The organism is Halomonas smyrnensis AAD6 (genome assembly GCF_000265245.1).
Taxonomy (GTDB): domain Bacteria; phylum Pseudomonadota; class Gammaproteobacteria; order Pseudomonadales; family Halomonadaceae; genus Halomonas; species Halomonas smyrnensis.
In genome coordinates this window covers 19,847-46,109 of the sequence record NZ_AJKS02000010.1, presented here as the reverse complement: position 1 = coordinate 46,109, position 26,263 = coordinate 19,847, and the positions used below count along the sequence as shown (strand labels likewise).

Genomic DNA, 26,263 nt, shown 5'->3' with positions numbered 1-26,263 from the left:
GAGCCTCGGCTCCTGTCTCTGGAGACCCGCATGCCGTTATTTCACGCTCAGGACGATTCGCGGCACGACTGGTGGCGCGGCGCCACGATCTACCAGATCTACCCGCGCAGCTTCATGGACGCCAACGGCGACGGCATCGGTGATCTGCCCGGCATCACGTCGCGGCTCGAGCATGTGGCGAGCCTCGGTGTCGATGCCATCTGGCTGTCGCCCTTCTTCACCTCGCCGATGGACGACTTCGGCTATGACGTCGCCGACTATCGCGACGTCGACCCGATGTTCGGCACGCTCGACGACTTCCGCGCCCTGGTCGACCGCGCCCACGAGCTCGGGCTGCGGGTGATCATCGACCAGGTGCTGTCGCACAGCTCGGACCGGCATGTCTGGTTCCAGGAGAGCCGCCGGGACCGCACCAATCCCAAGGCCGACTGGTATGTCTGGGCCGACTCCGAGCCCGATGGCAATCCACCCAACAACTGGATGGCGGCCTTCAGCGGTCGCGCCTGGACCTTCGATGCCCGTCGCCGGCAGTACTACCTGCACAACTTCCTGCCCAGCCAGCCGGACCTCAATTTCCATCATCCCGAGGTACAGCAGTCGCAGCTCGACAACCTGCGCTTCTGGCTGGAACTCGGCGTCGATGGCTTCCGCTTCGATGTGGTCAATTACTACTTCCACGACCGCGCCCTCACCGACAATCCGCCGATGCCTCTCGATCAACGCCGGCCCGGCAATCCGCAGAGCTACCAGTGCCAGCGACACAACATCGAGCAGCCCGAGAACCTGGCGTTCCTCGAGCGTGTCCGCGCCCTGCTCGACGAATACCCGGGCTCGACCACCGTGGGCGAGATCGGCGGCAACGATCCGCTGCCGACCATGGCCGCCTATACCGCCGGCGAGTCGCGCCTGCACATGGCCTATACCTTCGACCTGCTGGACAGCACCGGTGAGGCGCGCGAGCTCCACGGCGTCCTGGCGCGCTTCGCCGAACTCGGCGACGACACCTGGCCCTGCTGGGCACTTTCCAACCACGACGTCCAGCGCAGCGCCAGCAGCTGGGGCCAGGAGCGCGCCCTGCTGGCACTGACGGTGCTCTGTTCGCTGCGCGGCAGCCTCTGCCTCTATCAGGGCGAGGAGCTGGGCCTGCCCGAGGCCGAGCTGGCCTATGAGGACCTGCAGGCCCCCTTCGGCATCAACCTGTGGCCGGAGGTCAAGGGCCGCGACGGCTGCCGCACACCGATGGTCTGGGAAGAGTCCGCCAACGGCGGCTTCTGTGACGAAGGCGCCTCCCCCTGGCTGCCGGTCGACGCGCGCCACCGGCCACTGGCCGTGGAGCACCAGGAACAGGCGCCCGACAGCCTGCTGAACCGGGTCCGCCAACTGCTCCGGCGGCGCGCCGACAGCGACCTCCTGCGTCAGGGCGACCAGCAGCTGATCGCCCCCGAGGCCCTGCCCGAAGAGGTCTTCGGCATGATTCGCACGCTCGGTGACCGCCGCCTGCTGTGCCTGGCGCATCTCGGCCATGGGGATACACCGTCCGATATTTCCCTCGACGAGCTGGCCACCGGCTTCGGCGCTGTAAGCGTCCTAGACCTGCCGGGAATGCCGTCTCCCCATCGTCGGGGCAACGCCCTGCGCCTGTGGCCGGGTACCGCCGCCTGGCTGGCCTGCCCCTGACGCCGTCCGACGCCGCTCACCATGCCCGCCCGCGCCACGACACGGACGGGCATACCGCCGATGAAGCGGCCCTCGGTCACTGTTCATCGCCGGCAGGTGCGGCTAGGATAGGCCCCTAACTAAATCGATTCAGAGGCGACCCCGTATCGCCGCCAGAGAAGCGAGCCATTCCGTGTCTTCGTCACGCCGCATCACCCTGAAGGAGCTGGCCCAACACCTCGGCGTGTCCACGGCCAGCGTGTCCAACGCCTTCAACCGCCCGGACCAGCTGTCTCACGACCTGCGCGAACGGATCCTCGCCGAGGCCCGCCGGCTGGGCTACCGCGGCCCCGACGCCAAGGCACGCAGCCTGCGTACCGGCCGCTCGCAGATCGTCGCGGTACTGCTCGCAGAGAGCCTGACCTACAGCCTGAACGATGCGGTGGCCAGCGAACTGCTGTCGGGCATCGCCGAGGTGCTGGACGCCCACGGCCACACTCTTCTGCTGCTATCCGGGCGCCAGGCAAACGATAGAATGCCGGGCTCGGCCAGCATCGCCGACGGTTTCATCGTCTACGGCCTGATGCCCAGCCCCTCGCTGCTCGACGACCTGCCCTCGCAGCACCCTCAGGTGGCGGTGGACTTCGACATCTCGGGCCAGGCCAGCGTCCACGTGGATAACGAACCCGCGGCCCACGCCATCGCCTGCCATGCGCTGAGGACTCCGCCGCATCGCGCCGGCATCATCAACCTGCGCCTCACCGAACAGGCCTGCAACGGCCGCATCGGCCCCGGACAGACCCTGCTGTCGGCCAGTCGGACCATCACCCGCGCTCGCCTGGACGGCTTCTATCGGGCCTTCGACGAGCACGGCCTCGACGCCGCGGCGGTGCCGATGTGGAACGTGGAGGAGAACACCCACGAGGTCTGCACGCCGGTGATCGAGGGAATCCTCGATCTTCCCGACGAGGAGCGTCCCGACCTGCTGCTGTGCATGTCCGACCGCATCGCCCTGACGGTACTGACCCTGGCCGAGCGGCGTGGCCTGCGCATTCCCGAGGACCTGCGCATCACCGGCTTCGACGGCATCGCCGAGGGCCAGTACCGCTCGCCGCGACTGACCACGGTGCGCCAGGACAGCGTCGAGAAAGGGCGCATCGCGGCCCGCATGGTGCTGGGGCTTGAGCCGGCCACGCCCCGCCTGCTCACCACCGAGCTGCTGATCGGCGAAACCTGTCCCTGAGCCAGAGCGGACTTGCACCGGAATTGCATCCTCCCGGCGACCCGGTGCGCTACGCTAGGGCACTTTGCCCGTTCAATCGAGAGCCCGTGCCATGTCCCTTCGCCACGCCCTGAACCCGGCCGTGTCCCGACTCGGCATCAAGCTGTTCGCGATCATCCTGATCGTCAACGTCGCCATCTCGGGGCTGGTCTTCATCGCCGTGTCGAGAAGCCTCGACCAAGGCTTCATCGAGTACCTGGACCGCACCCAGACCCATCGCGCCGAGACCCTGGCCACCGGGCTCGCCGACGAATGGGCCCGGCGCGGCGACTGGCAGTGGCTGCGCCAGTCGCCGCGCGCCTGGCATCACCTGGTACGGCGCCAGCTGTGGCCCGGCGAGGCACCGCCGGAGGGACTCGAGCGACGCCTCGGTGATCCCAAGGACTTCGTGCTCCACGACGCCAACGGCCTGCCGGTGATCGGCCTGCCGCCGGACAACGACCTGGAGGCCGCGGAGCTGCGCTGGCTGACCATCGTCAGCGACGGCGAGCGCGTCGGCACCCTCGGCTACCGCCCGCCGCAGCAGCTGATGGCGCGCATGGACCGCCTCTTCCTCACCCAGCAGCAGCGCAACCTGGCGATCATCGTCGCCGCCCTGGGGCTTGCCTCGCTGCTGCTCGCCGGGGGGCTGTCCTGGTGGCTGGGGCGCCGCGCCCGCGGCATGACGCTGGCCACCCGCCGTCTCACCGAGGGGGACTACAGCATCCGCCTGCCCGAGCGCGGCCGCGACGAGCTATCGAGCCTGGCGCGGGACTTCAACGTGCTGGCGGCCACCCTCGAGGCCAGCCGCGAGGCGCGCAGCCGCTGGGTCTCGGACATCGCCCACGAGCTGCGCACCCCGCTCGCCGTGCTGCGCGGCGAGATCGAGGCGATGCAGGACGGCATCCGCCCGCTGGACCTGGACAGCCTCGGCTCGCTGGGCCAGGAGGTCGACCAGCTGGAGCGCCTGGTGGCCGACCTGCGGCTGCTGTCCCAGAGCGATGCCGGTGCCCTGGAGGTGCAACTGGCACCGCTGGACCTGGCCGCCAGCCTGGGCGATCGCCTCGACGAGGCCGGCACCTGGCTGCATGATGCCGACATCACGCTCGAGACCGACATCGAAGGCCCGGCCTGGATCCGCGGCGACACCCAGCGCCTGCGCCAGCTGTGGACGAACCTGCTCGACAACACCTGCGCCTATACCCACACGCCAGGACGGCTGCGGGTCACACTCACGCAAACAGGCGACCATTACCGGCTGTGCTGGGAAGACAGCGCGCCCGGCGTGCCCGAGGCGGAGATGCCGCGGCTCACCGAGCGCCTCTACCGGGTCGAGGGCTCGCGCAATCGCGCCAGCGGCGGCAGCGGCCTGGGCCTCTCCATCGCCATGGCCCTGGCGCGCGCCCACGGCGCCGAGATGACCCCCAGTGCCTCGTCGCTCGACGGGCTATGCTGGACCCTGACCTTCCCCGCCATCGCCGATCATCAGCTCAGGGAGGAAGACGCATGAGCACAACGGAACTCGCGACCGATACCGTCCTGATCGTCGAGGACGAACCCAAGATCGCCCGCCTGGTGGCCGACTACCTGACGGGCAGCGGCTTCGCGCCGCATCACCTGGAGCACGGCGATGCCGTGATGCCCTGGCTGGAGGAGCGCGAGGCGCTGCCCGAGCTGGTGCTGCTGGACCTCATGCTGCCCGGCACCGACGGCCTGACCCTGTGCCGCGAGATCCGCCAGCGCTGGCCCGGGGTAGCGATCATCATGCTCACCGCCCGGGTCGAGGAGGTCGACCGCCTGCTGGGCCTGGAGCTCGGCGCCGACGACTACATCTGCAAGCCGTTCAGCCCCCGCGAGGTGGTGGCCCGGGCCCGGGCCGTGCTGCGTCGCAGCCGCGCCGCCACCGCGGCGCCGGAGGAGGCACCGGAGGAGGCCCAGCTGAGCCTCGACGACGAGGGCTGGCGAGCGCTGGCCGACGGCCACGACCTGGCGCTGACCGCGGTGGAGTTCCAGCTGCTGCGGGTGATGATGCACTCCCCGGGGCGCATCTTCTCCCGCGAGCAGCTGATGGATCACATGTACCGCGACCATCGCATCGTCTCCGAGCGCACCGTGGACAGCCACATCAAGAAGCTGCGCAAGAAGATCGCCGAGGTCTGGCCCGAGCGCGAGATCATCCGCTCGGTCTACGGCGTGGGCTACAAGTACCAGCCGGAGGAATGATTCCCGGGCAGCGTCCTCGATGTTTGCACGCTGACTGCAAATCGCTTGCACGCCCAGGGGCGACAGTGAAGGCGTCCATTCGCGGCCAAAGAGGATTGCCCGAGATGAAAAAGACCAACCTGACCCGCACGCTGTTCGCCCCCGCCCTGCTCGCCGCCGCCATCGCGCCGCTGGCGTTCACTGCCAACGCCGGCCAGGGCGGCCCCCATGGCCAGCCCCAGCCGGACGGCTTCCACGCCGAGCAGCGCGAGGCACTGTTCGACCGCGCCGGCATCGACGCCGAGACCCGTGACGAGCTCGCCGAGGCCGAGCAGGAACATCGCGAGGCCATGCGCGAACTGCGCCACGACTACCGCGAGCAGATCGACGAGATCCTCGACGATGAGCAGCGCGCCGCGCTGGACGAGGCCCGCCAGGAGATTCACCAGGAGCATCGCGCCGAGCGGCGAGACGCCATCGAGGCACGCATCGACGCGGTGGTCGACGGCTGGGACCTCGACGACGAGACCCGCCAGTCGCTGGACGAGCTGCGCCACGCCTTCATGGAGGATGCCCAGGCGCTGAAGGCCCAGTCGTTCGACTCCCGCGACGAACGCCGCCAGGCCTGGAAGGCGATGCGCGACCAGCACCACGATGCCTTGGCCGAGCTGCTGAGCGAGGAACAGATCGGCGAGCTGGAGCAGGCCATGCGCCCGCCCCATGACGGTCACGGCCATCGTGGCGAGCGCGGCCATCACGGCGAGCCGGGCCCGCACGGCGGTCCCGACCAGGCCGAGCACGCTGCCGAATAACGCCTAAATTTCAAAACGTTATACTCCACCCACGCCCGGCCACTGGTCGGGCGTTTTCGTGCCCGGAAGGTAAAGAATACTTCGCCTTGGGCGCCTTGCTGTTGCAGGTGTCGGGGGATGTGCGTATTTTATTTGAACGTTCATTCAAAAAAAGAAGTCGCCCCCGCGACAGGAGTCATTTGCGAATGTCGGATAACACCGCCCATCCCGAGCGACGAGATCGCATCAATCGCACCGTCTTTCACGGCAGCGTGGCAGGCATCCTGATCTTCCTGGTGCTGACCATGACGTTCACCGAGGAGGCCGGCGCCTTTTTCGACGCCGCCCTGGCCTGGGTGAGCGACACCTTCGGCTGGTACTACCTGCTGGCCGCCGTGGTCTACCTGGTCTTCGTGATCGCCATCGGCTGCTCCCGCGTCGGCAACATCCGACTCGGCCCGGACCACGCCCGGCCCGAGTTCTCGCTGCTGTCCTGGGCCTCGATGCTGTTCGCCGCGGGCATCGGCATCGACCTGCTGTTCTTCTGCGTGGCCGAGCCGCTGTCGCACTACCTGGCGCCGCCGGACATGGCGCCGGAGAGCGCCGCGGCCATGCGCGCCGCCGTGCCTCAGACCTTCCTCCACTGGGGCCTGTCCGGCTGGGGCATGTACGTGCTGATGGGCATGGCGCTGGCCTACTTCAGCTATCGTCATCGCCTGCCGCTGGCCATCCGCAGCGCCCTCTACCCGCTGCTCGGCAAGCGCATCAACGGCCCGATCGGCAACGCCGTCGACATCACCGCGGTGATCTCTACCGTGTTCGGCATCGCCACCAGCCTCGGCATCGGCGTGATGCAGCTGAACTACGGCCTGACCTTCATGTTCGGCGTGCCCGAGAGCCTGACGACTCAGGTGGTGCTGATCGTACTGGTGATGATCCTGGCCACCATCTCGGTGATCACCGGGGTCGAGAAGGGCATCCGCCGGCTGTCCGAGTTCAACATGGCGCTGGCCGTGGCGCTGCTGCTGTTCGTGCTGTTCGCCGGCAACACCCTGCACCTGCTCGACGCCATGGTGCTCAACGCCGGCGACTACCTGAGCGGCTTCATCGGCAAGAGCTTCGACACCTACGCCTTCGCCGGCGAGGATGCCCAACAGTGGAAGGGCTGGTGGACCATCTTCTTCTGGGGCTGGTGGATCGCCTGGACGCCCTTCGTCGGCCTGTTCCTGGCCCGCATCTCGCGCGGCCGCACCATCCGCGAGTTCGTGCTTGGCGCCCTGCTGCTGCCGCTCGGCTTCATGATGGCCTGGATGTCGATCTTCGGTAACAGCGGCATCGAGATGGTCGCCAACCAGGGCCTCGTCGAACTCGGCGAGCAGGCGCTGAACGCGCCTCAGACCACCATCTACACCTTCCTCGAGCAGTATCCCTACATCGGCATCACCGCCTCGGTGGTGACCATCCTCGGCATCGTGTTCTTCGTCACCTCCGCCGACTCCGGCGCGCTGGTGCTGGCGAACTTCACCTCCATCCTGTCGGACGTGAACCACGACGCCCCGATCCGTCTGCGCGTGTTCTGGTCGGCCACCATCGGCCTGGTGACCGTGGCCCTGCTGATGGCCGGCGGCCTCTCGGCGCTGCAGAGTGCGGTGGTGATCACCGCCCTGCCCTTCTCGCTGGTGATCTTCGCCATCATGGCCGGCATGAGCCGCGCCCTGAAGCTGGAGTGCACCAAGGCCGACACCCGTCGCCAGATCGGCGGCACCGGCATCCAGGGCGACTGGCGCGAGCGCCTCGACCGGGCGCTGGACACCTCCAACCGCGCCGGTGCCGCCGCCACCCTCGAGCACGCCATCCGGCCGGCGCTGAACCAGTTCGCCGAGGAGCTCGAGCGTCGCGGCCAGCCGGCCACGGTGACCGAGGAAGAGGTCGAGGGCGAACCGCTGCGTCAGCTGACCCTGCAGGTGGACTTCGACGACGCCGCCAGCTTCGTCTACCAGGTGCGGGCGCACCGCCTGCGCACCCCGAGCTTCCTGCCGGTGGACGACGACTACTACGTGCGCTTCGACGTCTACCTCAACGAGGGCGGCCTGGAGCAGGATCTCAACGGCTACAGCCGCGCCCAGGTGATCCACAACGTGGTCACCGAGTACGAGAGCCACATCTACTTCCTGGCCCGCGCCGGTCAGGAAAACGCCAACGTCCAGGCGATGCCGGGCTCCGTGGGCGAGCCGCCCCAGGACCTCAATCCGGCCTGAGCCTGACGCTCCGTGCCCTGACGACGGCGACCCTCGGGTCGCCGTCGTCGTGTGTGGCCCGCCCACAGGAGCGAGGTCGATGACGCCCGCGCCCGGCCCGGGTCCCGGGTAGAGCCGCCTCGCGTTGCCATCCCGCAACGGTTACCCTGACGGTGCCCAGCCAGGAGACCGTCATGAGCGACACCCCGCCCCTCACCGATCCGACCCGCATCCGCTACTACCACGCCCACCTCTACTACCGCGACGCCGCCGGCCTGGCCGAGGCGCGCCGCATCGCCGAGGCCGCCGCCGCGCGCTTCGAGATCCGCGTCGGGCGCTTCCACGAGCGGCCGGTGGGGCCCCATCCGCTGTGGAGCTGCCAGCTCTCCTTCGCCCCCGAGACCTTCGGCGCCTTCATCCCCTGGCTGGCGCTGAACCGCGGCTCGCTGGACGTGCTGGTCCACCTCGGCACCGACGACGATCTCTTCGATCACACCCAGGGCGCCATGTGGCTCGGCCACAGCCACCCCCTGGACCTGAGCCAGTTCGGCGACCGGGCCTGAGGGGATACCGACGTGTTGACACTGCGTACCCCCCTGATCGGCCTGCTCCTGGCGGGGCTCGCCGGCTGCGGCAACGACAACGAGGTCGGCGACGTCTCGCTGGGCCTGTTCACCACCAAGGACATCAAGATCGAGAGCCTCGTCGATCCCAAGATTCCCGGCGTGACCTGCCATCTCAGCAACATCGACGCCGACCTGGACCTGGCCGATCCGTCCGACTCCAGCCTGGCCTGCCGCCAGACCGGACCGATCACCGCGGACATGCTCACCGACATCGATACCTCGCCGTCCGGCGAGCTGCTCTACCGCCGCTCCCAGAGCGTGCTGTTCAAGAGCCTGAAGCTGCGCCGCATCTATGATGCCGAGAGCCAGTCGCTGCTGTACCTGGCCTACACCACCAAGGAGAGCAGCGGCAGCTTCAAGCACGCCCTGAGCAGCGTGCCGCTGTGGGGCACCCAGGCCTGGCAGGCGGCCGCGTCTCCCTGACGCCGGTGCCGCGCGGCCGAAAAAGCCCTCGCCCGAGCCAGCACGGGGCCAAAAAAAGCGGGGCGCGACCCGCGTCGCGCCCCGCCTCGTTCGGGGCCCGCTGACGACCCGCCCCACGGCGGCGTTCATAGTCTATCGTTGTCCTGCGGGACGGGGGATGCCCGCCGCCATCGGGCGGCGGGCTGCGTCAGGGGGGAATGCCCCGGGCTGCGCCCGGGGCGGGACCCGCCGCCATCACGGCGCCATGTCGCGGGGCGCGGCAATCGGCCGCCGGGGGCCTAGAAGAAACCCAGCGGGTTGATGTCGTAGCTGACCAGCAGGTTCTTGGTCTGCTGATAGTGCTCGAGGGCGACCTTGTGGGTCTCGCGGCCGACGCCGGACTTCTTGTAGCCGCCGAAGGCGGCATGGGCCGGATACTGGTGGTAGCAGTTGGTCCACACCCGGCCGGCCTGGATGCCGCGGCCCATGCGGAAGGCCACGTTCATGTCGCGACTCCAGACCCCGGCGCCGAGGCCGAACTCGGTGTCGTTGGCGATGGCCAGCGCCTCCTCCTCGTCCTTGAAGGTGGTCACCGCCACCACCGGGCCGAAGATCTCCTCCTGGAAGACGCGCATCTTGTTGTGGCCCTTGAGCAGGGTCGGCTGGATGTAATAGCCGCTGTCATAGGCCGGATCGAAGCGCTCCTTGTCGCCGCCGGTCAGGAACTCGGCGCCCTCCTCGCGGGCGACGTCCATGTAGGACATGATCTTGTCGAACTGCTCCTGGGAGGCCTGGGCGCCGACCTTGACGTCGGTATCCAGCGGATTGCCGCGGGTGATGGTCGCGACCTTCTCCATCACCTTGGCCATGAAGGCGTCGTACATCGACTCCTGGATCAGCGCCCGCGACGGGCAGGTGCACACCTCGCCCTGGTTGAAGAACGCCAGCACCAGGCCCTCGGCGGCCTTGTCGATGAACTCGGGCTCGGCGTTCATGATGTCGGCGAAGTAGATGTTCGGCGACTTGCCGCCCAGCTCCACGGTGGAGGGGATGATGTTCTCGGCGGCGCACTTGAGGATGTGCGAGCCCACCGGGGTCGAGCCGGTGAAGGCGATCTTGGCGATCCGGGTGCTGGTGGCCAGCGCCTGGCCGGCCTCGGCGCCGTAGCCGTTGACCACGTTGACCACGCCCGGCGGCAGCAGGTCGCCGACCAGCTCCATCAGCTTGAGGATCGAGGCCGGGGTCTGCTCGGCGGGCTTGAGCACCACGCAGTTGCCCGCGGCCAGCGCCGGCGCCAGCTTCCACACCGCCATCAGGATGGGGAAGTTCCAGGGGATGATCTGGCCCACCACACCGAGCGGCTCGTGGAAGTGATAGGCCACCGTGTTGGCGTCGATGTCCGCCGCGGTGCCTTCCTGGGCGCGGATGCAGCCGGCGAAGTAGCGGAAGTGGTCCACCGCCAGCGGCAGGTCAGCATTGAGCGTCTCGCGCACCGCCTTGCCGTTGTCCCAGGTCTCGGCCACGGCCAGCGCTTCCAGGTTCTGCTCGATGCGATCGGCGATCTTGAGCAGGATATTGCCGCGCTCGGCGGCCGAGGTCCTGCCCCAGGCCGGGGCGGCGGCGTGGGCGGCGTCCAGCGCCTTGTCGATGTCCTCGGCGGTGGAGCGGGGAATCTCGCAGAACGGCTTGCCGTTGACCGGGCTGACGTTGTCGAAGTACTGGCCCTTGACCGGCGGGACGAACTCGCCGCCGATATAGTTGCCGTAGCGCGCATCGAAGCTGACTACGGACTCGGGGCTGCCGGGGTTGGCGAAGATCATGGCGTGTCTCCAGCGGTTGTGGTTATGTGAGTGCCCCCCCAGTCTTGGCCAGCCCCGGCGTCTGAGACATACTGCGATGGCAGGAGAGCGCCTCCTCCTTCGGTAGGAGACCCGGAGGCATGACAGGCAGGCGGCCGAGCGATCCAAGGAGTCCCGCATGAATACCCTGATGGTGGCCGACGACCACCCGCTGTTTCGCGAGGCGATCGGCGCGGCGATCCGCGCCGGCCTGCCCAGCTGCCGGCTGCTCGAGGCCGGCAGCCTCGACGACGCCCTCAAGGGCATCGCCGAGGAAGAGGAGGACATCGACCTGCTGCTGCTCGACCTGAGCCTGCCCGACGCCGCGGGGCTGGCCGGGCTGGAACGGCTGCGCGAGGCCTGCCCGGCGCTGCCGGTGGTCGTGGTCTCCGCCGAGCGCGAACGCAACCTGATCCTCGAGTCCATCGCCCTGGGCGCGGTGGGCTACATTCCCAAGTCGACGCCGCGGCGCGCGATGCTCGAGGCGCTGCGTCAGGTGCTGAGCGGCCAGATCTACCTGCCGCCGGACATCATGCGCAGACCGCCGGCCCCGACCGCGGACGATCACGACGCCTTCGCCGCGCCCGCCGCCCCGAATGCGCCCTCGCCGCTGGACAGCCTCACCGACAAGCAGCTCGAGGTGCTCGCCCGCCTCGCCCGGGGCGACGCCAACAAGGTGATCGCCCGTGACCTCGACATCGCCGAGACCACGGTCAAGACCCACGTCTCGGCGATCCTGCGCAAGCTCAACGTCGGCAGCCGGGTGCAGGCCATCCTGGCCGCCGACCAGGGCGAGCTGGCCGCCCGGCTGGCGCGCCTGTCGCCCGCGGCCCGGCACCACGACTAGGCGATGCCTGGAACGCCTAGGCGCTGCCCGCCTCCAGCCGGTTGGCGATCAACAGCCTCAGCCGCAGCGGCTTCACCGGCTTGAGCAGGCAGTCGTAGCCGCGCTCCCTCGCCCGCTGCTTGAGCTCGCCGTCATGGCTGGCGGTGATCACCACCACACCGAGCCCGGGATGCCACCGACGCAGCCGGTCCGCCACGCTGAGCCCGTCGGGGCCGCCCGGCGCCAGGTGATAGTCGACCAGCAGCAGGTCGGCGCGCTCGCGGCGGCTCACCGCCTCCAGCGACGCCGGCGTGGCCGCGCAGCGCACCCGGCAGCCCCAGCCCTCCAGCAGCGCCGCCATGCCCTCGAGGATCGCCGGGTCGTCGTCGAGCACCCAGATTCGCGCCCCGGACAGATCATGCATGCCCGGCGGCGCCTCCGCCGGCGGCGTCTCGATGCGCCGGCCGTAGGGCACCCGGATCGAGAACAGCGCCCCGCGCCCCGGCCGCGAGGCCAGGTGCAGCGGATGGTCGAGCATGGTGGCGATGCGATCGACGATGGCGAGCCCCAGCCCCAGGCCGCGATCGGCCTCGGCCGGCTCGGTCACGGCGCGGCGGAACTCGAGGAAGATCGCCTGCTGCTGGGCCTCGTCGATCCCGGGTCCGGTATCGCCGACCAGGATCTCGAGGCCGTCGGGACGGCGCCGGCAGCCCAGCAGCAGCCGGCCGCGCTCGGTGTAGCGCACCGCGTTGGTCAGGAAGTTGCGCACCACCCGGGCCAGCAGCGCCAGGTCGGAGCGGACCACCGCCTCGCTCGGCACGTAGCGGAACTCGAGCCCGCGGGCGCCGGCCAGCTGGCGGAATTCCTCGGCGATCACGTCGAGCAGCTCGGCCACCGGGAAGGCCGCGATGTCCGGGGTCAGCACGCCCGCGTCCAGCCGAGAGATGTCCACCAGGGTGCCGAGCAGCGACTCCACGTCCCTGAGCGAGCGGCCGATATGGCCGACCTGACGCGCCGCCGCCTCGGGCAGCGCCTGGTCCTCCAGGGCGCTGGCGAACAGCCGTGCGGCGTTGAGCGGCTGCAGCAGGTCGTGGCTCACGGCGGCCAGGAAGCGGGTCTTGGAGCGGTTGGCCGCCTCGGCCTCGGCCCGGGCCTCCTCCAGCGCCTCGAGGGTGCGATGCAGGCTGTCGGTGCGCTCGCGCACCTGCTCGGCGAGCAGCACGGCGTGCTCGAAGGCGCCGTAGGGCGCGCCGTCGGCCATGCCGGCGGATTCCACCCGCTCGATCAGCGCACCGCAGATGCGCCGCAGCCGCGCGTTCTCCTCCGCCAGCGCCCGCTCGCGCTCGGTGACGGGCTCGATGTCCGGCCGCTCAGCCCCGAGATCCAATCGCCACCCCCGTGAAGGTCTGGTTGATGTGCCGCCCCTGGTGCTGCTCGCCGTAGGTGTTGAAGCCCACCACCCGGGCCTCGGCCAGCAGCCGCGAGGCGTCCTCGACCCGGCCCAGGGCCTCCAGCTCCAGGCGCCGCAGGAAGCAGTCGCAGCCGAGGATCAGCGCCGGCGGGCCGAGGCGACGCCCCAGGCCGTCCAGCACCCCGGCCAGCTCCTCGAGCATCGGCGCCGGCTGCATGGCGGTGAGCACGATGCCGTTCTCCACCGCGCAGTAGAAGCGCAGCCCGCCGTCATCGTCGACCCGCTGGATCGAGCGCACGTAGTGGTCCTCGCCGATGCGCACCGCCAGCGGGTGGCGGGCGAACACGCCGTCGTCCAGCGCCGCCACCGGCCGCCCCACCAGGCGCGCGTATTCCTCGGCGGCGGGCGCGGCGTTGAGCTCCAGCACCCGCCGCCGCTCGCGGTCCACCGCGGTGACCACCAGCTTCTCCCGGCGCGGGCGCAGATGATGGGTGGTGAAGACCTCGAAGGGCCGGCGGCTGGCGATCATGACCACCACCGCCGAGGCGTCGTGGAAGCCGCCCTCGGCGTAGACGTGGGTGTGGCTCAGGCGGTTGTCGTCGCCGGCCGAGCCGCCGAAGCTGGGAATGCCGCCGAGCGCGGCCTCGAGGGTCGAGAGCACCTGCTCCTCGCTGCTGGAGAGGCCGTCGAGCAGGGTCAGCACGAAGGGGCGCGCCTCGGCGTCGGGCGCCCGGCGCCGGCAGTCGGCGAGCAGGCCGTCGACCAGCCGCTGCGCCTGGGGCAGCGCGAAGGCCTCGAGATCGGCGACCCGCGCACAGCCGATGGCGAAGTCGTCGCGATCGAAGCCGATGGCCACGATGCAGCCCCGACCGTAGCCCGCCGGGGTGATCTCGCCGGCGGTGGTGCAGCCGGCCAGGGGCACGGGGGCGAAGGCTCGCTCCAGCGCCTCGCCGAGCGCCGCCAGGGGGTAGTCGGCGCTGCAGAAGAACAGCACGAAGCCGAGCCCGGGGCCGGCCAGCGCCTCGGCCAGCTCGGCGGCGGCCCGCTCGGGGTCGAGGCTGTCGCTGGCGGCCGTGCGCGGCGAGGCCGTCGTAGAAGAAGAACCGGGGGCGTCGAACATGGCAGCCTCGCGAGGACGGGATGGGCGCAGTGTAGGCGGGCGCCGCCCCGGCCCACAATGCGCGGTTGGCATGAGGCCCGGCCCGGTTCATGGCGATGAGGCCGGCCTCAGGTCGCCGCGACCTCGCCGTCGAGTGCCACCAGGGCCTCGTCCAGCCGCTGGCGCAGCGCGGCCAGGGTGGCGTCCTCGCCGTCCAGGGCGGCGTCGCGGGCGGCATGCTCGAGCCGCGCGGCCAGCGCCGCGACCCGCACGGCGCCGAGGGTGGCCGACTCGCCCTTGAGCTGATGGGCCAGATGCTGCACCCGCTCCGCTTCGCCGGCCTCGAACGCCACGTCCAGCGCCGCGAGGCGGTCCGCGGCGTCCTGACGATAGCGCGCCACCAGCGTCGCCAGGGCCTCGGCGTCCAGGCTGTCGCGCAGCGCCGCCATCACCTCCTCGTCCAGGATCGGATCCGCCGTGGCGGGTGCGGCGTCGGGCGCCGGCATGGCCGGCCACGGCCAGGCATCGCGGCCGGCCAGGTGACGATGCAGCACCTTGAGCAGCGAGGCCTGCAGCAGCGGCTTGGCCAGATAGCCGTTCATGCCCGCCGCCAGGCAGCGCGCCTGGTCGCCCAGCGGGCCGCCCGCGGTCATCGCCACGATCGGCATGTCGGCCAGCCAGCCGCCGCGGGAGCGGATGCGCCGGGTGACCTCCAGGCCGTCCATGTCCGGCATCTGCACGTCCATGAACACCAGATCGAAGCGCTCCCGGTCGATGCTGGCCAGGGCCTCGGCGCCGGAGCTCGCCAGGCTGGCGCGACAGCCGAGCTTGGTGAGCATGGCCATTGCCACCTGCTGATTGACCGGATTGTCCTCGACCACCAGCAGCCGGGCCTCGCACAGCGAGGCGGTGTCCATGGGCCACGCGGCCGCCGGCTCGACCGAGGGGGCCGCCGCCTCGATCAGCGGGACCCGGAACCAGCAGCGGCTGCCCTCGCCCGGCCGGCTGTCGATGCCGATCTCGCCGCCGAGCGCCTCGACCAGCCGCTTGCTGATCGCCAGCCCCAGGCCGCTGCCGCCGAAGCGGCGCGCCGTGCCGGGATCGCCCTGGCGAAAGGGCTCGAACAGGCGCGCCTGCTGTTCGGCCGTGATGCCGCAGCCGGTATCGCTCACCGCGAAACACAGCCGCCCCTCGTCGTCGCGTGTCGCCTCCACGCGCACCGCGCCGCTATCGGTGAACTTCACGGCGTTGGACAGCAGGTTCAGCAGCACCTGGCGCAGCCGCCCGGCATCGCTGATGACGTGGGCCGGCAGCGTCGTATCGAGGCCACACTCGAGCCGCAGGCCCCGAGCCTCGGCGTGGGGGCGGAACAGCGAGACCGCGCCCTCGACGAGCTCGGACAGCGCCAGGGCGCGATGCTCGAGCTCCAGGCGGCCGGCCTCGATCTTGGAGAAGTCCAGGATGTCGTTGATCAGCTCCATCAGGCGACCGGCGCTCTCGTGGATGGTATCGGCGTAGTGGCGGGCACGCTCGGGCAGCGGCTGCTCCACCAGCAGGTCGCTCATGCCGATCACGCCGTTGAGCGGGGTGCGGATCTCGTGGCTGACGGTGGCCAGGAACTCCGACTTGGCCTGGCTGGCCGACTCGGCGCGCCGGGCCGTGGCCTCCAGCTCGCGGCTGAGCGATTCCAGCGCGCTACGTGCGGCGGCGTTGTCGCGGGCCTCGCGGATCAGGAAGGCGACCACCAGCATCGCCGCCACGCTCATGCCCAGGATCAGCGCCAGCAGCAGGCCATAGAGCCACTGCAGGCGATCGCGCTCGTGGGTCGACACGCTCGCCAGGTGGCTGTTGAGGGTGATGATCAGGCGTTCGGCGGGCTGACTGATACGGCCCAGGTGTTCGATCAGGTCCTGACGCGCGACGGGCCCCAAGGCGTCGAGGGCCTGCAGCCGCGTATCCAGTGCCTGCAGCTGCTGCTCGATCTCGTCGACCAGGCGGTCGGAGGCGGGAATGCGCTCGATCAGCGCGGCGATCTTGCCGCCGCGCAGCAGCATCAGCCGGCTGTAGAGCAGCTCGAAGCGCAGTCGCGCTTCATCGAGCGCCTCGGGATCGGCGTCGCTCAGGGCCAGATAGCTGCGCAGCTCGACGGCGTCACGATCCAGCTTGTAGGCGTGCCAGACGGTGTCGCCGCCGACCCGCCACACCAGGCTGTCCTGGCGCCAGGCGACCAGCCCGACCATCAGGATGGCGGCGACGAACAACAGCAGGGCAGCGACGACGCCGAGCTTCAGGCGCAGCGGAGAATGGCGCACCGGGCGGCTCCTCGTCGGTCAGTGGATCTCGATGCGCGCCACCTGCCAGACCGAGCGAAAGCGGATTTCCTCGTTGCGCAGTTCGGGGCGTTCATCGAAGGGATAGAGCACGAACAGCGGGCCCAGGCGGCGGATCGGCATGGGTTCGCCGTCACGCGTCATCGCCAGGATGACGCCGTAGCGGCTGAAGTCGCTGACCGGCACCTCGGCCTCGAAGCCGTTGAGCGCCATCACCCGGGCCTCGTCGCCCCGGCCCCCCACCGCCTCGAGAAGCGCCTCGCCGAGCGGCCCCGCGTAGCGGGCCGAGTCCTCGTGCCAGGGAGTATGGGTCTCGATGGTGCGCGACGGCAGCGCCTCGAGCATGGCCCGGTCGAAGCGCGCCTCGCCGTCGCCGTTGGTGCGCGAGATGTCACCGCTGACGGTCAGCATCACGCACCCCTCGGGCTCGGGCAGGGATTCGGCGGCGGACGCCACCAGGCTCCAGGATAGGGCCAGGATCAATGGCAGCAGGCGTCGAAGGCGCATGTCGGGGCTCCGGTTTTACGGTCTCGGCGCCAAGATTACGCGAATCCCGCCACGCCGTCAGGCGCCGGCACCCACCCCGCCCCGGCACGCCCTGACCCGGGCACGGGCGGCGTCAGGCCGCCTCGTCCCCCTCCACGAGCTCGATCCGTACCAGGTCCTCGTAGGCATGCCAGCTGGCATGGCCGAGCACCGGCAGGATCAGCGCCAGGCCGATGTAGAAGGTGGCCACGCCGACCATCACGCAGCCGGTGATGATGGCGGCCCACAGCATCATCGGGCGCAGGTTGGAGGCCACCGCACGGATGCTGGCCTCGATGCCCTCCATGAAGGTCAGGTCCTGATCCATCAGGGTCGGAATCGCCACCACGCTGATGGCGAAGGCGCCGAAGGCCAGCAGCGCCCCGACCGTCGTGCCCACGGCCAGCATGCCGAGCCCCTCCGGGGTGGTCAGCAGCGTCGCATAGAGGGTCGCCGGGTCGGGCGCGCCGAGGCCGAAGAACAGCGCGAACAGCAGGGTGGCGAGACGAATCCAGGCGAGGAAGAAGATCATCATCATCACGCCCATCATCGCCAGCGATCCGACATGGCCGGTCCAGGCCCCGAAGGCGTCGCCGAGGGTCGGCTCGCGCCCGGCCTCCAGCGACCGGCTGATGCCGTAGGAGCCCACCGCCACCAGCGGGCCAAGGAACATGAAGCCGGCGATCAGCGGCAGCAGCCAGTGCCATAGCCCCAGCACGAAGGCCCCGGCGGTGATGGCGATGCTCAGCCCCACCCAGAACAGCCCGTAGGCCAGGCTGACCGCCGTGGCGCGTCGAAAGTCCGCGACGCCTTCGGCCAGCCAGATTCGCGGCTTGTCCATGCCGACCGACCGGATGCGGATTCGCACCCGAGAACCCTCCTTACCGCCGCTCTTCGTGGCTGCTGCACACATGGTGACACCCCCGTTTGCCGACGCTGAAGTCCCGGACTCGCCGGGCAGAACGGGCGGATTCCAGGCCCGGCATCACGCCCCGTCACTGGTTACTCTAGCCGTTCCCCCGCGCCCCCGCCGTGATTCGGATCATGCCGCGGGGTGGCAAAACCCGAGCGGTGAAACGACGACGCCCACGCCCCCGGGCGGGGACGTGGGCGTCGCGGGCGCCGGGCGCGGGCGTCAGCGCACGATCATCACCGACATCTTGCTGTGGTGCACCACGTGCTCGGCGTTGGGGCCCAGCACGTAATCGGCGAACTTGCGCTTGTTGTGGGACGCCATCACGATCAGGTCGACCTCGAGCTTCCTGGCCGCCTTGATGATCGCCTCCCAGGGCGAGCCGTCGACGATCACGCTCTGCACCTGGACGTCATCCGGCACGTGCTGCTGGATGAACTCGTGCTGGGCCTTGGTCACCTCCTCATGGGCCTTGGCGGCGAAGTTCTCGGGGAAATAGGCCCCCACCAGCGGCATGCGATAGTCCGGCAACACCGTCACCACGTGCAGCGAGGCACCGAAGCTCTTGCACAGCGCCAGCGCCGTCGGCAGCGCCTTGGTCCAGGAGGACTCCTCGTTGAGGTCCACCGGCAACAGGATCTTGCTATACATGGGTCACCTCCATCAGGCAGAGACCGGCTTGCCGCCGTGATCGCGGCGCCGTCGCTGCAGCATCACCACCAGGGCCAGCACCAGGAAGGCGGGAATCCACATCCACTCCTTGGTCCAGCGATCCACCGGCGCCTGCACCTGGATGATCTCCTGGTCGAAGTCGAAGCCGAGCTTCGCCGCCTCGCTGCCGTAGGTCACCATGTCGACCACGGCACGATCGTCCTCGACGTTGAGCATCAGCCCCAGGTTCGACAGCCGATCCTCGCCGGTCTCGCCGTCCGGCACCGGCAGGGTCATGTAGGTGGTCATCGGATCGCCGTAGGCGTCCAGGCCGCTGATCTGGATCCGCAGCGAGGAATCGGGGTCCGCGTTGCCCAGCGCCTCGACGAACTGCGCCGGCGGCACGTCCTGGTAGGGATCATGGATCATGTCCATCCAGAAGCCCGGGCGGAACAGCGTGAAGGCCACCAGCAGCAGCAGCAGCGACTCGTACCAGCGATTGCGGGCGATCATGAAGCCCTGGGTCGCCGCGGCGAAGATCAGCATCGCCACCGTCGCCACCACGAAGATCAGGATGCCCTGGAGCAGCGAGACATCGATCAGCAGCAGGTCGGTGTTGAAGATGAACAGGAACGGCAGCGCCGCGGTACGCAGGCTGTAGTAGAACGCCTGGAAACCGGTGCGGATCGGGTCGCCCCCGGACACCGCGGCCGCGGCGAACGAGGCCAGCCCCACCGGCGGCGTCACGTCGGCCATGATGCCGAAGTAGAACACGAACAGGTGCACCGCGATCAGCGGCACCAGCAGGCCGTTCTGCTCGCCGAGCTGCACGATCACCGGCGCCAGCAGCGCCGACACCACGATGTAGTTGGCGGTGGTGGGCAGGCCCATGCCGAGGATCAGGCTGAGCACCGCGGTGAGCAGCAGGATCAGCAGCAGATTGCCCATGGAGAGGATCTCCACCACGTCGGCCAGCACCAGGCCCACGCCGGTCTGGGACACCGCGCCGACGATGATGCCCGCCGTGGCGGTGGCGATGCCGATGCCGATCATGTTGCGGGCGCCGCCGACCAGGCCTTCCCAGAGGTCATGGAAGCCCTCGCGAACGTCCGCCGCCAGATTGCTGCGGTGGCGGAACATGGCCGTGATCGGGCGCTGGGTGATCATGATGAAAACCATGAACACCGTGGCCCAGAAGGCCGACAGTCCCGGTGACAGGCGTTCCACCATCAAACACCAGATCAGCACGATCACCGGCAGGATGTACTGCAGGCCGACCATCACCGTGGGCCGGGTCTGGGGCAGCTTGTAGACCGGCTCGTCGGGGTCGTCGAGCTCCAGTTCCGGATAGCGCGAGGCCACCTTGAGCAGGCTCACGTAGACCGCCGCCAGGGCCACGGCCACCACCCAGGGAGTGGCATCGCCGAGCACCGGCTTTAGCCAGCCCAGGCCGTAGTACACCACCAGTGCGGTGATCATCATCAGCAGCAGACCGGCCAGGAAGCCCACCGCCTTGCGCACCAGCGGCTTCGGCGGATTGCTGCTCTGAAGGCCCTGCATGTTGGCCTTGAGGGCCTCCAGGTGGACGATGTAGACCAGCGCGATATAGGAGATCAGCGCCGGCAGGAAGGCGTGCTTGATCACGTCCACGTAGGAGATGCCGACGTACTCGACCATCAGGAAGGCCGCGGCGCCCATCACCGGCGGCATGATCTGGCCGTTGACCGAGGACGCCACCTCCACCGCCCCGGCCTTCTCGGCGGGGAAGCCGACGCGCTTCATCATCGGCACGGTGAAGGTGCCGGTGGTCACCACGTTGGCGATCGAGGAGCCGGAGATCAGGCCGGTCATGCCGGACGCCACCACGGCGGCCTTGGCCGGCCCGCCGCGATAGTGGCCGAGCAGCGAGAAGGCGACCTTGATGAAGTAGTTGCCGGCCCCGGCCTTGTCTAGCAGGGCACCGAACAGCACGAACAGGAACACGAAGCTGGTCGACACGCCCAGCGCGATGCCGAACACCCCCTGGGTGGTCAGCCACTGGTGATTGACCAGCCCGTTGAGGCTGACCCCGCCGTGGGCGAGGATGCCCGGCATCCAGGGGCCGGCCAGGCTGTAGACGAGAAACACCAGGGCCACGATCATCAGCGGCGGCCCCAGGGCGCGGCGCGTCGCCTCGAGCAGCAGCACGATGCCGATCACGCCGACGATCACGTCCTGGGTGATCGGCGCGCCGGGGCGCTGGGACAGCTGCTCGTAGAACATGAACATGTAGGCGCCGCAGAAGGCCGCGGCGAAGGCGAGCCCCCAGTCCAGCAGCGGGATGCGGTCCCGCGGCGAGCGCTTGAGGGCGGGATAGGCCATGTAGGCCAGAAACAGTGCGAAGGCCAGGTGGATGGAGCGCGCCTCGGTGGCGTTGAAGACCCCGAAGCCCAGCACGAAGGGAATCGGCGAGGCGATCCACAGCTGGAACAGCGACCAGACCGCGGCAATGCTGACCAGCAGCTTGCCCGGCGTTCCGGCCGGCTTGCGCGCCCCCGAGTCGCTGGAGGCGACCATGTCCTCCAGATCGACCTCGGCGCCCGGCGCCCTTGTCTTGTCGTCAGTCATAAGCGTGCCCTGGTTGATGTGGATGACGCATGGAGTGCACGACGCTCTCTTTCACTCTTCTTTCGGAATCACAAACGCAATGCGCGGCCCTCGGCGAGGGCCGCGCATGCCATGGCGAATGATGCAGGTTCAGCGGCTGACGATCACTCGATCCAGCCCTGTTCGCGGTAGTAGCGCGCGGCCCCCTCGTGCAGCGGTGCCGAGAGCCCCTGGGTGACCATTTCCTGCGGGTCCAGGTTGGCGAAGGCCGGGTGCAGCTGCTTGAAGCGATCGAAGTTGTCGAAGATCGCCTTGACGGTCTGGTAGACCACCTCGTCGCTGGTGTCGGAATCGGTCACGAAGGTGGCCGCCACGCCGAACGTCTCGACGTCGTCCGGGTTACCCTTGTAGAGCCCGCCCGGAATCACCGACATGGAGTAGTAGGGGTACTCATCGACGATGCCCTGGACGTCCTCGTCGTTGAGCGCCACCAGGCGCGAATCGACGGTGGTGGTGGCTTCCTGGATCGCGCCGTTGGGGTGGCCGACCACGTAAGCCATGGCGTCGATGTTGTTGTCGGCCAGGGCGGAGGCCATCTCGGCGGCGTCGAGCTGGGAGGCCAGCGAGAAGGAATCCTGGGTCCAGCCCTTGGCGTCCATCACCACTTCCATGGTGTTGCGCTGACCGGAGCCCGGGTTGCCGATGTTGACGCGCTTGCCTTCCAGATCGTCGAGAGTCTCGATGCCGGCGTCGGCGCGGGCCAGGATGGTCAGCGGCTCGCCGTGAACGCGGAACACGGCCCGCAGCTTGTCGTAGGCCTCGTCCTCGAAGTTGCCGGTGCCGTTGTAGGCCTGGTACTGGACGTCGGACTGCACCACGCCCATGTCCAGCTCGCCGGACTTGATGCCGTTGACGTTGGCCACCGACCCGCCGGTGGAAGGCGCGTTGCACTTGATGTTGGCGTCGTCGATACGATTGACCAGGCGGCAGACGGACTGGCCGACCACATAGTACACGCCGGTCTGGCCACCGGTGCCGATGGTGATGAACTGCTCTTCGTCCTGCGCCATGGCCGGCGACGCGAACATGGCAGCACCCAGCAGCGCACCGGAGAAGGCGGCGGTGGAGAAAGCATGGCGTTTCATTGACGCACCTCGTTGACGTTGTTGACAAAACATTTGGCAAAGCCATTCGATCGACGGCGCATCCTGAGCCAGTTCGATCTATTCGACAATACCTACTTTAGCGAAAAAACGTCTGTCCGATGGAGTTTATTGCTTCCCCCCCAGTGTAGTTGCCGTCAACGCTCGTCACCGCCGTCCTGGTCAACGCGGCAGCCGCGCCGAGCGCCCGGCTTGTCAGATCGCCGGCGCGGCCGCCAGACTGACAGGACCATGAGCGTCCACGAGGACACCCACATGCACGCCAGCGCACCCCGCATCGAATGTTGCCAGGGCGACATCGCCCGGCAGCACGACGTCGAGGCGGTGGTCAACGCCGCCAACGCCCGGCTGCGCACCGGCGGCGGCGTGGCCGGCGCCCTGCACCGTGCCGCCGGCCCCGAGCTCGCCGTGGCCTGCGCGCCCCTGGCGCCGATTCATCCCGGCGAGGCGGTGATCACCGACGCCTACGGCCTGCCCAATCGCCACGTCATCCACTGCCTGGGGCCGGTCTACGGCGTCGACGAGCCCTCCGACACGCTGCTCGCCGACTGCTACCGCAACGCGCTGGCACTGGCACAGCGGCATGGCATCGAACGCCTCGCCTTCCCGGCGCTGTCCACCGGCGCCTTCGGCTACCCGGTCGCCGAGGCGGCGCGCATCGCCCTGTCCACCGTGCTGACCACCCTGCCCCACTGCCCGGCGATCAGGCGGGTGCGCTTCGTGCTGTTCGACGCCGCCGGCGCCGAGCTGCATCAGCACACCCTGGAGGCCCTGACCGAGGCCTGAGCCGCGGCGCGCCTAGACGTTGTAGCCCAAAAGCTCTGGCAGCCACAGAGCGAGCTGCGGGAAGATCACCACCAGCGCCAGCGCGCTGGCCATGGCCGCCACGAACACCAGCGCCCAGCCCACGGTCTGCTCCAGGCGCACCCGCGCCACCTCGGTGGTGACCATCAGGTTGACCGCCACCGGCGGCGTGAACTGGCCGATGGCGATGTTCATCGCCAGCAGGATGCCGAACCACACCGGGTTCCAGCCGAAGTGCTGCATCACCGGCACCAGGATCGGCATCATGATCAGGTAGATCGAGATCGCATCCAGCAGCATGCCGGCCAGCAGTACCGCCAGCATGATCAGCACCAGCAGCAGCGTGCCGTTGTCCGACAGCCCGATCACCCACTCCGCCAGGTGGCGGAAGGTGCCCAGCATGGTGCCGGCCCAGGCGAAGATGCCGGCCAGGGCGATGATCAGCATCACCACCCCGGAGATCACCGCGGCCTCGCCGAGCAGCGCCCAGAGGTCGCGCCAGCCGAGCTCGCGGGTCAGCCACAGGCCCACCACCACGCCATAGGCCACCGCCACCACCGCCGCCTCGGTGGGCGTGAACAGCCCCGAGCGCAGCCCACCGAGGATCAGCACCGGGGCGAACAGCGCCGGGATCGCCTGACGGAAGCTCTCGCCGATCGGCGGACGCTCCGTCTCGCCGGGCGCCTCCCAGCCGTTGCGTTTCGACAGCCACCAGGCCGGCACCAGCAGCGCGGCCCCGGCCAGCATGCCCGGGAACAGGCCGGCGGCAAACAGCGCGCGCAGGTCCACGCCCGGCACCACGATGGAATACAGGATCAGCGCCACCGAGGGCGGAATCAGGATCGCCGTGGAGGCCGAGGCCGCGATCAGCGTCGCCGAGAAGGGCTTGGGATAACCCGCCTTGGTCATGCTGGGCAGCATCACCATGGCCACCGCGGCCGCGTCGGCGGGGCCGGAGCCGCTCATGCCGCCCATGATCATGCACACCAGCACCGCCACCAGCGCCAGGCCGCCGTGGCGCGGGCCGATCAGCGCCTGGGCGAAGCGCACCAGGCGCGCCGCCACCCCGGCGCGTTCGAAGATCAGCCCGGTGAGGATGAACAGCGGAATGGCGATCAGCGGGTACTTGGCGACGCTGTTGTAGGTGTTGGTGCCGAGCGTGGCCAGCATCGCCGGCGACAGGCCGGCGACGATGCCCACCGCCCCGGACAGCCCCAGCGAGAAGGCCACCGGCACGCCGGCGATCAGCAGGCCGGCGAAGGCCAGCAGCATCCACAGGTCAGGACTCATCGTCGAGCCCTCCGCGCAGGCGGTCGAGGGTCTGCTGGCACTGGCGCCACAGCATCAGGCCGGCCAGCAGCGGCAGCCACGCCAGGTACCACCACTGGGGCAGCCCCAGGCCCGGCGACAGGGTCTCCCACTGGTATTCCTGCCACGCCAGCTTGCCGCCGTACCAGGCCACCAGCCCCAGCACGGTGAGGCCGCACAGGCCCTGGAACAGGATCAGCGCGCGCCGCGGCCCCGGCGGCAGGGCCCGCTCCAGCAGCGCGATGCGGATATGGCGATGGCGGCGCAGCGCCACCGAGGCGCCGGCGAAGGTCAGCAGCACCAGCAGGAACACTGAGAACTCCTCGGTGAAGGCGAAGGAGGCGTCGGTGATGTAGCGCACCACCACGTTGGCCAGGCTGATCAGGCCGATGATCAGGATGGCCAGGGTCGCGAGCACGCGCTCGAGTCTTGCGTCGGGACGTTTCATGACGGGGGATCTTGAAGGGTGAGGAACGACGACGTCGCCCGGCCGAGGCCGGGCGACGTCTCATGGGGGGAGGCGAGCGTCAGGGCGCGTCGATGTCGCGGCGGGCGGCCTCGACGATCTCCTCGCCGATGCGCGGCACCCATTTGTCGTGGACGCTCTCGGTCGCCTCGACGAAGGCCCGGTACTGGCCGTCGTCGAGTTCGGTGACGCTCACGCCGCGCTCGCGGATCGCCGCCAGCCGGTCGGCCTGCTCGCCGCGGCTCTTGGCGATCTCCCAGGCGCCGGCCTCGACCGCGGTCTCGCGCAGCATCTGCTGCTGCTCCTCGGACAGTGAGCCCCATACCTGGCGGTTGGCGGCGAACACCAGCGGGTCGTTCATGTAGTTCCACAGCGTCAGGTGGGCCTGGCCGACCTGATCGATCCGCGCCACGTCGAACACCGACAGCGGGTTCTCCTGGCCGTCCACGGCACCGGTGGTCAGCGCCGGCTTGGCGTCGGCCCAGCTCATCTGGGTCGGGTTGGCGCCCAGCGCGGAGAAGGTGTCCTGGAACAGCGGCGAGCCCACGACGCGAATCTTCAGGCCCTCGAGGTCGGCCGGCGCGTCGATGTCGCCGCGGGAGTTCGACAGCTGGCGGAAGCCGTTCTCGCCCCAGCCCAGCGGCACCACGCCCTTGTCCTCGATGGCGGAGAAGATCATCTCGCCGGCCTCGCCGCCGGTCACCGCGTCCACGGCGTCCTCGTCGGGCAGCAGGAACGGCAGCGAGAACAGGTTGAGCGCCGGCACCTGGGGCGACCAGTTGATGGTCGAACCGACCGCCAGGTCGATCAGCCCGGAGCGCATGGCGGAGAATTCTCGGGTCTGGTCGCCGCTGACCAGCTGGGCGTTGGGATAGACGCGCAGGGTCAGCTCGCCGTCGGAGCGTTCCTCCACCAGTTCCGCCCATTTCTCGGCGGCCTGCCCCCAGGGGAAGGCGTCGGACAGCACGGTGGAGACGGAAAGCTCGCGGGCCTGGGCGGTCAGGGTCGAGGTCAGCAGGGCGGCGCCGGCCAGGGTGGCGGCGAGACGCCCGAGGGAGCGGGAGGTGGGCATAGCGTGTCCTTGTGTCCGCTTTGGCAGCGGTTATCGGCGTTGTCGGTATTTCGCAACAAAAGAATATGCCTGCAAGCCCCCGTCACGACAAGGGTC

22 protein-coding genes are annotated in these 26,263 nt (G+C 69.4%); 10 read left to right on the top strand and 12 right to left on the bottom strand.

Annotated features, from left to right (window positions below):
- Positions 1–30 precede the first annotated feature (30 nt).
- From UYS_RS0211680 to UYS_RS0211645, 8 genes are all read left to right on the top strand, one after another.
- Positions 31–1,677: an alpha-amylase family glycosyl hydrolase gene (locus UYS_RS0211680; RefSeq protein WP_016855695.1), complete on the top strand. Its 1,647-nt coding sequence runs from the start codon at positions 31–33 to the stop codon at positions 1,675–1,677.
- 172 nt (positions 1,678–1,849) lie between these two features.
- Entirely contained in the window at positions 1,850–2,899 is a 1,050-nt protein-coding gene (locus UYS_RS0211675) for a LacI family DNA-binding transcriptional regulator (RefSeq protein ID WP_016855694.1), read from the top strand.
- Between the two features lie 91 nt (positions 2,900–2,990).
- The gene (locus tag UYS_RS0211670) at positions 2,991–4,427 is read left to right on the top strand and encodes an ATP-binding protein (protein WP_016855693.1); all 1,437 of its coding nucleotides are present in this window, start codon (positions 2,991–2,993) and stop codon (positions 4,425–4,427) included.
- Positions 4,424–5,140, top strand: a complete 717-nt coding sequence (locus tag UYS_RS0211665; protein WP_016855692.1) for a response regulator — start codon at positions 4,424–4,426, stop codon at positions 5,138–5,140. Before UYS_RS0211670 ends, UYS_RS0211665 begins: the two co-directional genes overlap by 4 nt.
- Positions 5,141–5,244: 104 nt before the next feature.
- On the top strand, positions 5,245–5,931 hold the full coding sequence (locus tag UYS_RS17740; RefSeq protein ID WP_016855691.1) for a Spy/CpxP family protein refolding chaperone: 687 nt from the start codon (positions 5,245–5,247) through the stop codon (positions 5,929–5,931).
- Between the two features lie 185 nt (positions 5,932–6,116).
- Positions 6,117–8,168, top strand: a complete 2,052-nt coding sequence (gene betT / locus UYS_RS0211655; protein ID WP_016855690.1) for a choline BCCT transporter BetT — start codon at positions 6,117–6,119, stop codon at positions 8,166–8,168.
- A 173-nt stretch (positions 8,169–8,341) separates the two neighbouring features.
- Positions 8,342–8,710, top strand: a complete 369-nt coding sequence (locus UYS_RS0211650) for a DOPA 4,5-dioxygenase family protein (protein ID WP_016855689.1) — start codon at positions 8,342–8,344, stop codon at positions 8,708–8,710.
- A gap of 12 nt (positions 8,711–8,722) precedes the next feature.
- Positions 8,723–9,196 (top strand): CreA family protein, encoded by a 474-nt coding sequence (locus UYS_RS0211645; protein WP_337587463.1) that lies wholly within the window; start codon positions 8,723–8,725, stop codon positions 9,194–9,196.
- Positions 9,197–9,474: 278 nt separating this feature from the next.
- Here UYS_RS0211645 and exaC read toward each other — a convergent pair whose 3' ends face one another.
- The gene (gene exaC / locus UYS_RS0211640) at positions 9,475–10,995 is read right to left on the bottom strand and encodes an acetaldehyde dehydrogenase ExaC (RefSeq protein WP_016855687.1); all 1,521 of its coding nucleotides are present in this window, start codon (positions 10,993–10,995) and stop codon (positions 9,475–9,477) included.
- Between the two features lie 157 nt (positions 10,996–11,152).
- Between exaC and UYS_RS0211635 the strand changes: the two genes are divergently transcribed.
- Positions 11,153–11,860, top strand: a complete 708-nt coding sequence (locus UYS_RS0211635) for a LuxR C-terminal-related transcriptional regulator (protein ID WP_016855686.1) — start codon at positions 11,153–11,155, stop codon at positions 11,858–11,860.
- 16 nt (positions 11,861–11,876) lie between these two features.
- Here the strand turns inward: UYS_RS0211635 and UYS_RS17355 are convergent, their stop codons facing one another.
- The 8 genes from UYS_RS17355 to UYS_RS0211595 form a co-directional block, all read right to left on the bottom strand.
- Complete coding sequence (locus tag UYS_RS17355; protein WP_016855685.1) at positions 11,877–13,226, bottom strand: ATP-binding response regulator; 1,350 nt, start codon at positions 13,224–13,226, stop codon at positions 11,877–11,879.
- Positions 13,210–14,370, bottom strand: a complete 1,161-nt coding sequence (gene nosP, locus UYS_RS0211625; protein WP_016855684.1) for a nitric oxide-sensing protein NosP — start codon at positions 14,368–14,370, stop codon at positions 13,210–13,212. The genes UYS_RS17355 and nosP overlap by 17 nt, the downstream gene beginning before the upstream one ends.
- 107 nt (positions 14,371–14,477) lie before the next feature.
- A complete protein-coding gene (locus tag UYS_RS17350; protein ID WP_016855683.1) occupies positions 14,478–16,661 on the bottom strand; it encodes an ATP-binding protein in 2,184 nt (727 codons plus the stop codon).
- An 18-nt stretch (positions 16,662–16,679) separates the two neighbouring features.
- Complete coding sequence (locus UYS_RS0211615; protein ID WP_016855682.1) at positions 16,680–17,186, bottom strand: putative pterin-binding protein; 507 nt, start codon at positions 17,184–17,186, stop codon at positions 16,680–16,682.
- Between the two features lie 112 nt (positions 17,187–17,298).
- Positions 17,299–18,117 carry a DUF2189 domain-containing protein gene (locus tag UYS_RS0211610; protein WP_026068517.1) on the bottom strand — a complete coding sequence of 273 codons (819 nt, stop codon included), beginning with the start codon at positions 18,115–18,117 and terminating at the stop codon, positions 17,299–17,301.
- 222 nt (positions 18,118–18,339) lie between these two features.
- A complete protein-coding gene (locus UYS_RS0211605) occupies positions 18,340–18,768 on the bottom strand; it encodes a universal stress protein (RefSeq protein WP_016855680.1) in 429 nt (142 codons plus the stop codon).
- Between the two features lie 12 nt (positions 18,769–18,780).
- Positions 18,781–21,375: a TRAP transporter permease gene (locus tag UYS_RS0211600; protein WP_016855679.1), complete on the bottom strand. Its 2,595-nt coding sequence runs from the start codon at positions 21,373–21,375 to the stop codon at positions 18,781–18,783.
- Between the two features lie 143 nt (positions 21,376–21,518).
- Entirely contained in the window at positions 21,519–22,499 is a 981-nt protein-coding gene (locus UYS_RS0211595; RefSeq protein WP_016855678.1) for a TAXI family TRAP transporter solute-binding subunit, read from the bottom strand.
- Between the two features lie 273 nt (positions 22,500–22,772).
- Between UYS_RS0211595 and UYS_RS0211590 the strand changes: the two genes are divergently transcribed.
- Complete coding sequence (locus tag UYS_RS0211590) at positions 22,773–23,303, top strand: macro domain-containing protein (RefSeq protein ID WP_026068516.1); 531 nt, start codon at positions 22,773–22,775, stop codon at positions 23,301–23,303.
- A 12-nt stretch (positions 23,304–23,315) separates the two neighbouring features.
- Here UYS_RS0211590 and UYS_RS0211585 read toward each other — a convergent pair whose 3' ends face one another.
- From UYS_RS0211585 to UYS_RS0211575, 3 genes are all read right to left on the bottom strand, one after another.
- Positions 23,316–24,611, bottom strand: coding sequence for a TRAP transporter large permease (locus tag UYS_RS0211585; protein WP_026068515.1), 1,296 nt, complete (start codon positions 24,609–24,611; stop codon positions 23,316–23,318).
- On the bottom strand, positions 24,601–25,077 hold the full coding sequence (locus UYS_RS0211580; RefSeq protein ID WP_016855675.1) for a TRAP transporter small permease: 477 nt from the start codon (positions 25,075–25,077) through the stop codon (positions 24,601–24,603). Before UYS_RS0211580 ends, UYS_RS0211585 begins: the two co-directional genes overlap by 11 nt.
- Before the next feature lie 79 nt (positions 25,078–25,156).
- Complete coding sequence (locus UYS_RS0211575) at positions 25,157–26,167, bottom strand: DctP family TRAP transporter solute-binding subunit (RefSeq protein WP_016855674.1); 1,011 nt, start codon at positions 26,165–26,167, stop codon at positions 25,157–25,159.
- Between the last annotated feature and the right edge of the window lie 96 nt (positions 26,168–26,263).

Coding starts and splice junctions, on each gene's coding strand:
- UYS_RS0211680 (WP_016855695.1), top strand. CDS start 31: ATGCCGTTATTTCACGCTCAGGACGATTCGCGGCACGACTGGTGGCGC.
- UYS_RS0211670 (WP_016855693.1), top strand. CDS start 2,991: ATGTCCCTTCGCCACGCCCTGAACCCGGCCGTGTCCCGACTCGGCATC.
- UYS_RS0211665 (WP_016855692.1), top strand. CDS start 4,424: ATGAGCACAACGGAACTCGCGACCGATACCGTCCTGATCGTCGAGGAC.
- UYS_RS17740 (WP_016855691.1), top strand. CDS start 5,245: ATGAAAAAGACCAACCTGACCCGCACGCTGTTCGCCCCCGCCCTGCTC.
- betT (WP_016855690.1), top strand. CDS start 6,117: ATGTCGGATAACACCGCCCATCCCGAGCGACGAGATCGCATCAATCGC.
- UYS_RS0211650 (WP_016855689.1), top strand. CDS start 8,342: ATGAGCGACACCCCGCCCCTCACCGATCCGACCCGCATCCGCTACTAC.
- exaC (WP_016855687.1), bottom strand. CDS start 10,995: ATGATCTTCGCCAACCCCGGCAGCCCCGAGTCCGTAGTCAGCTTCGAT.
- UYS_RS0211635 (WP_016855686.1), top strand. CDS start 11,153: ATGAATACCCTGATGGTGGCCGACGACCACCCGCTGTTTCGCGAGGCG.
- nosP (WP_016855684.1), bottom strand. CDS start 14,370: ATGTTCGACGCCCCCGGTTCTTCTTCTACGACGGCCTCGCCGCGCACG.
- UYS_RS0211615 (WP_016855682.1), bottom strand. CDS start 17,186: ATGCGCCTTCGACGCCTGCTGCCATTGATCCTGGCCCTATCCTGGAGC.
- UYS_RS0211610 (WP_026068517.1), bottom strand. CDS start 18,117: ATGTGTGCAGCAGCCACGAAGAGCGGCGGTAAGGAGGGTTCTCGGGTG.
- UYS_RS0211605 (WP_016855680.1), bottom strand. CDS start 18,768: ATGTATAGCAAGATCCTGTTGCCGGTGGACCTCAACGAGGAGTCCTCC.
- UYS_RS0211600 (WP_016855679.1), bottom strand. CDS start 21,375: ATGACTGACGACAAGACAAGGGCGCCGGGCGCCGAGGTCGATCTGGAG.
- UYS_RS0211595 (WP_016855678.1), bottom strand. CDS start 22,499: ATGAAACGCCATGCTTTCTCCACCGCCGCCTTCTCCGGTGCGCTGCTG.
- UYS_RS0211590 (WP_026068516.1), top strand. CDS start 22,773: ATGCACGCCAGCGCACCCCGCATCGAATGTTGCCAGGGCGACATCGCC.
- UYS_RS0211585 (WP_026068515.1), bottom strand. CDS start 24,611: ATGAGTCCTGACCTGTGGATGCTGCTGGCCTTCGCCGGCCTGCTGATC.
- UYS_RS0211580 (WP_016855675.1), bottom strand. CDS start 25,077: ATGAAACGTCCCGACGCAAGACTCGAGCGCGTGCTCGCGACCCTGGCC.
- UYS_RS0211575 (WP_016855674.1), bottom strand. CDS start 26,167: ATGCCCACCTCCCGCTCCCTCGGGCGTCTCGCCGCCACCCTGGCCGGC.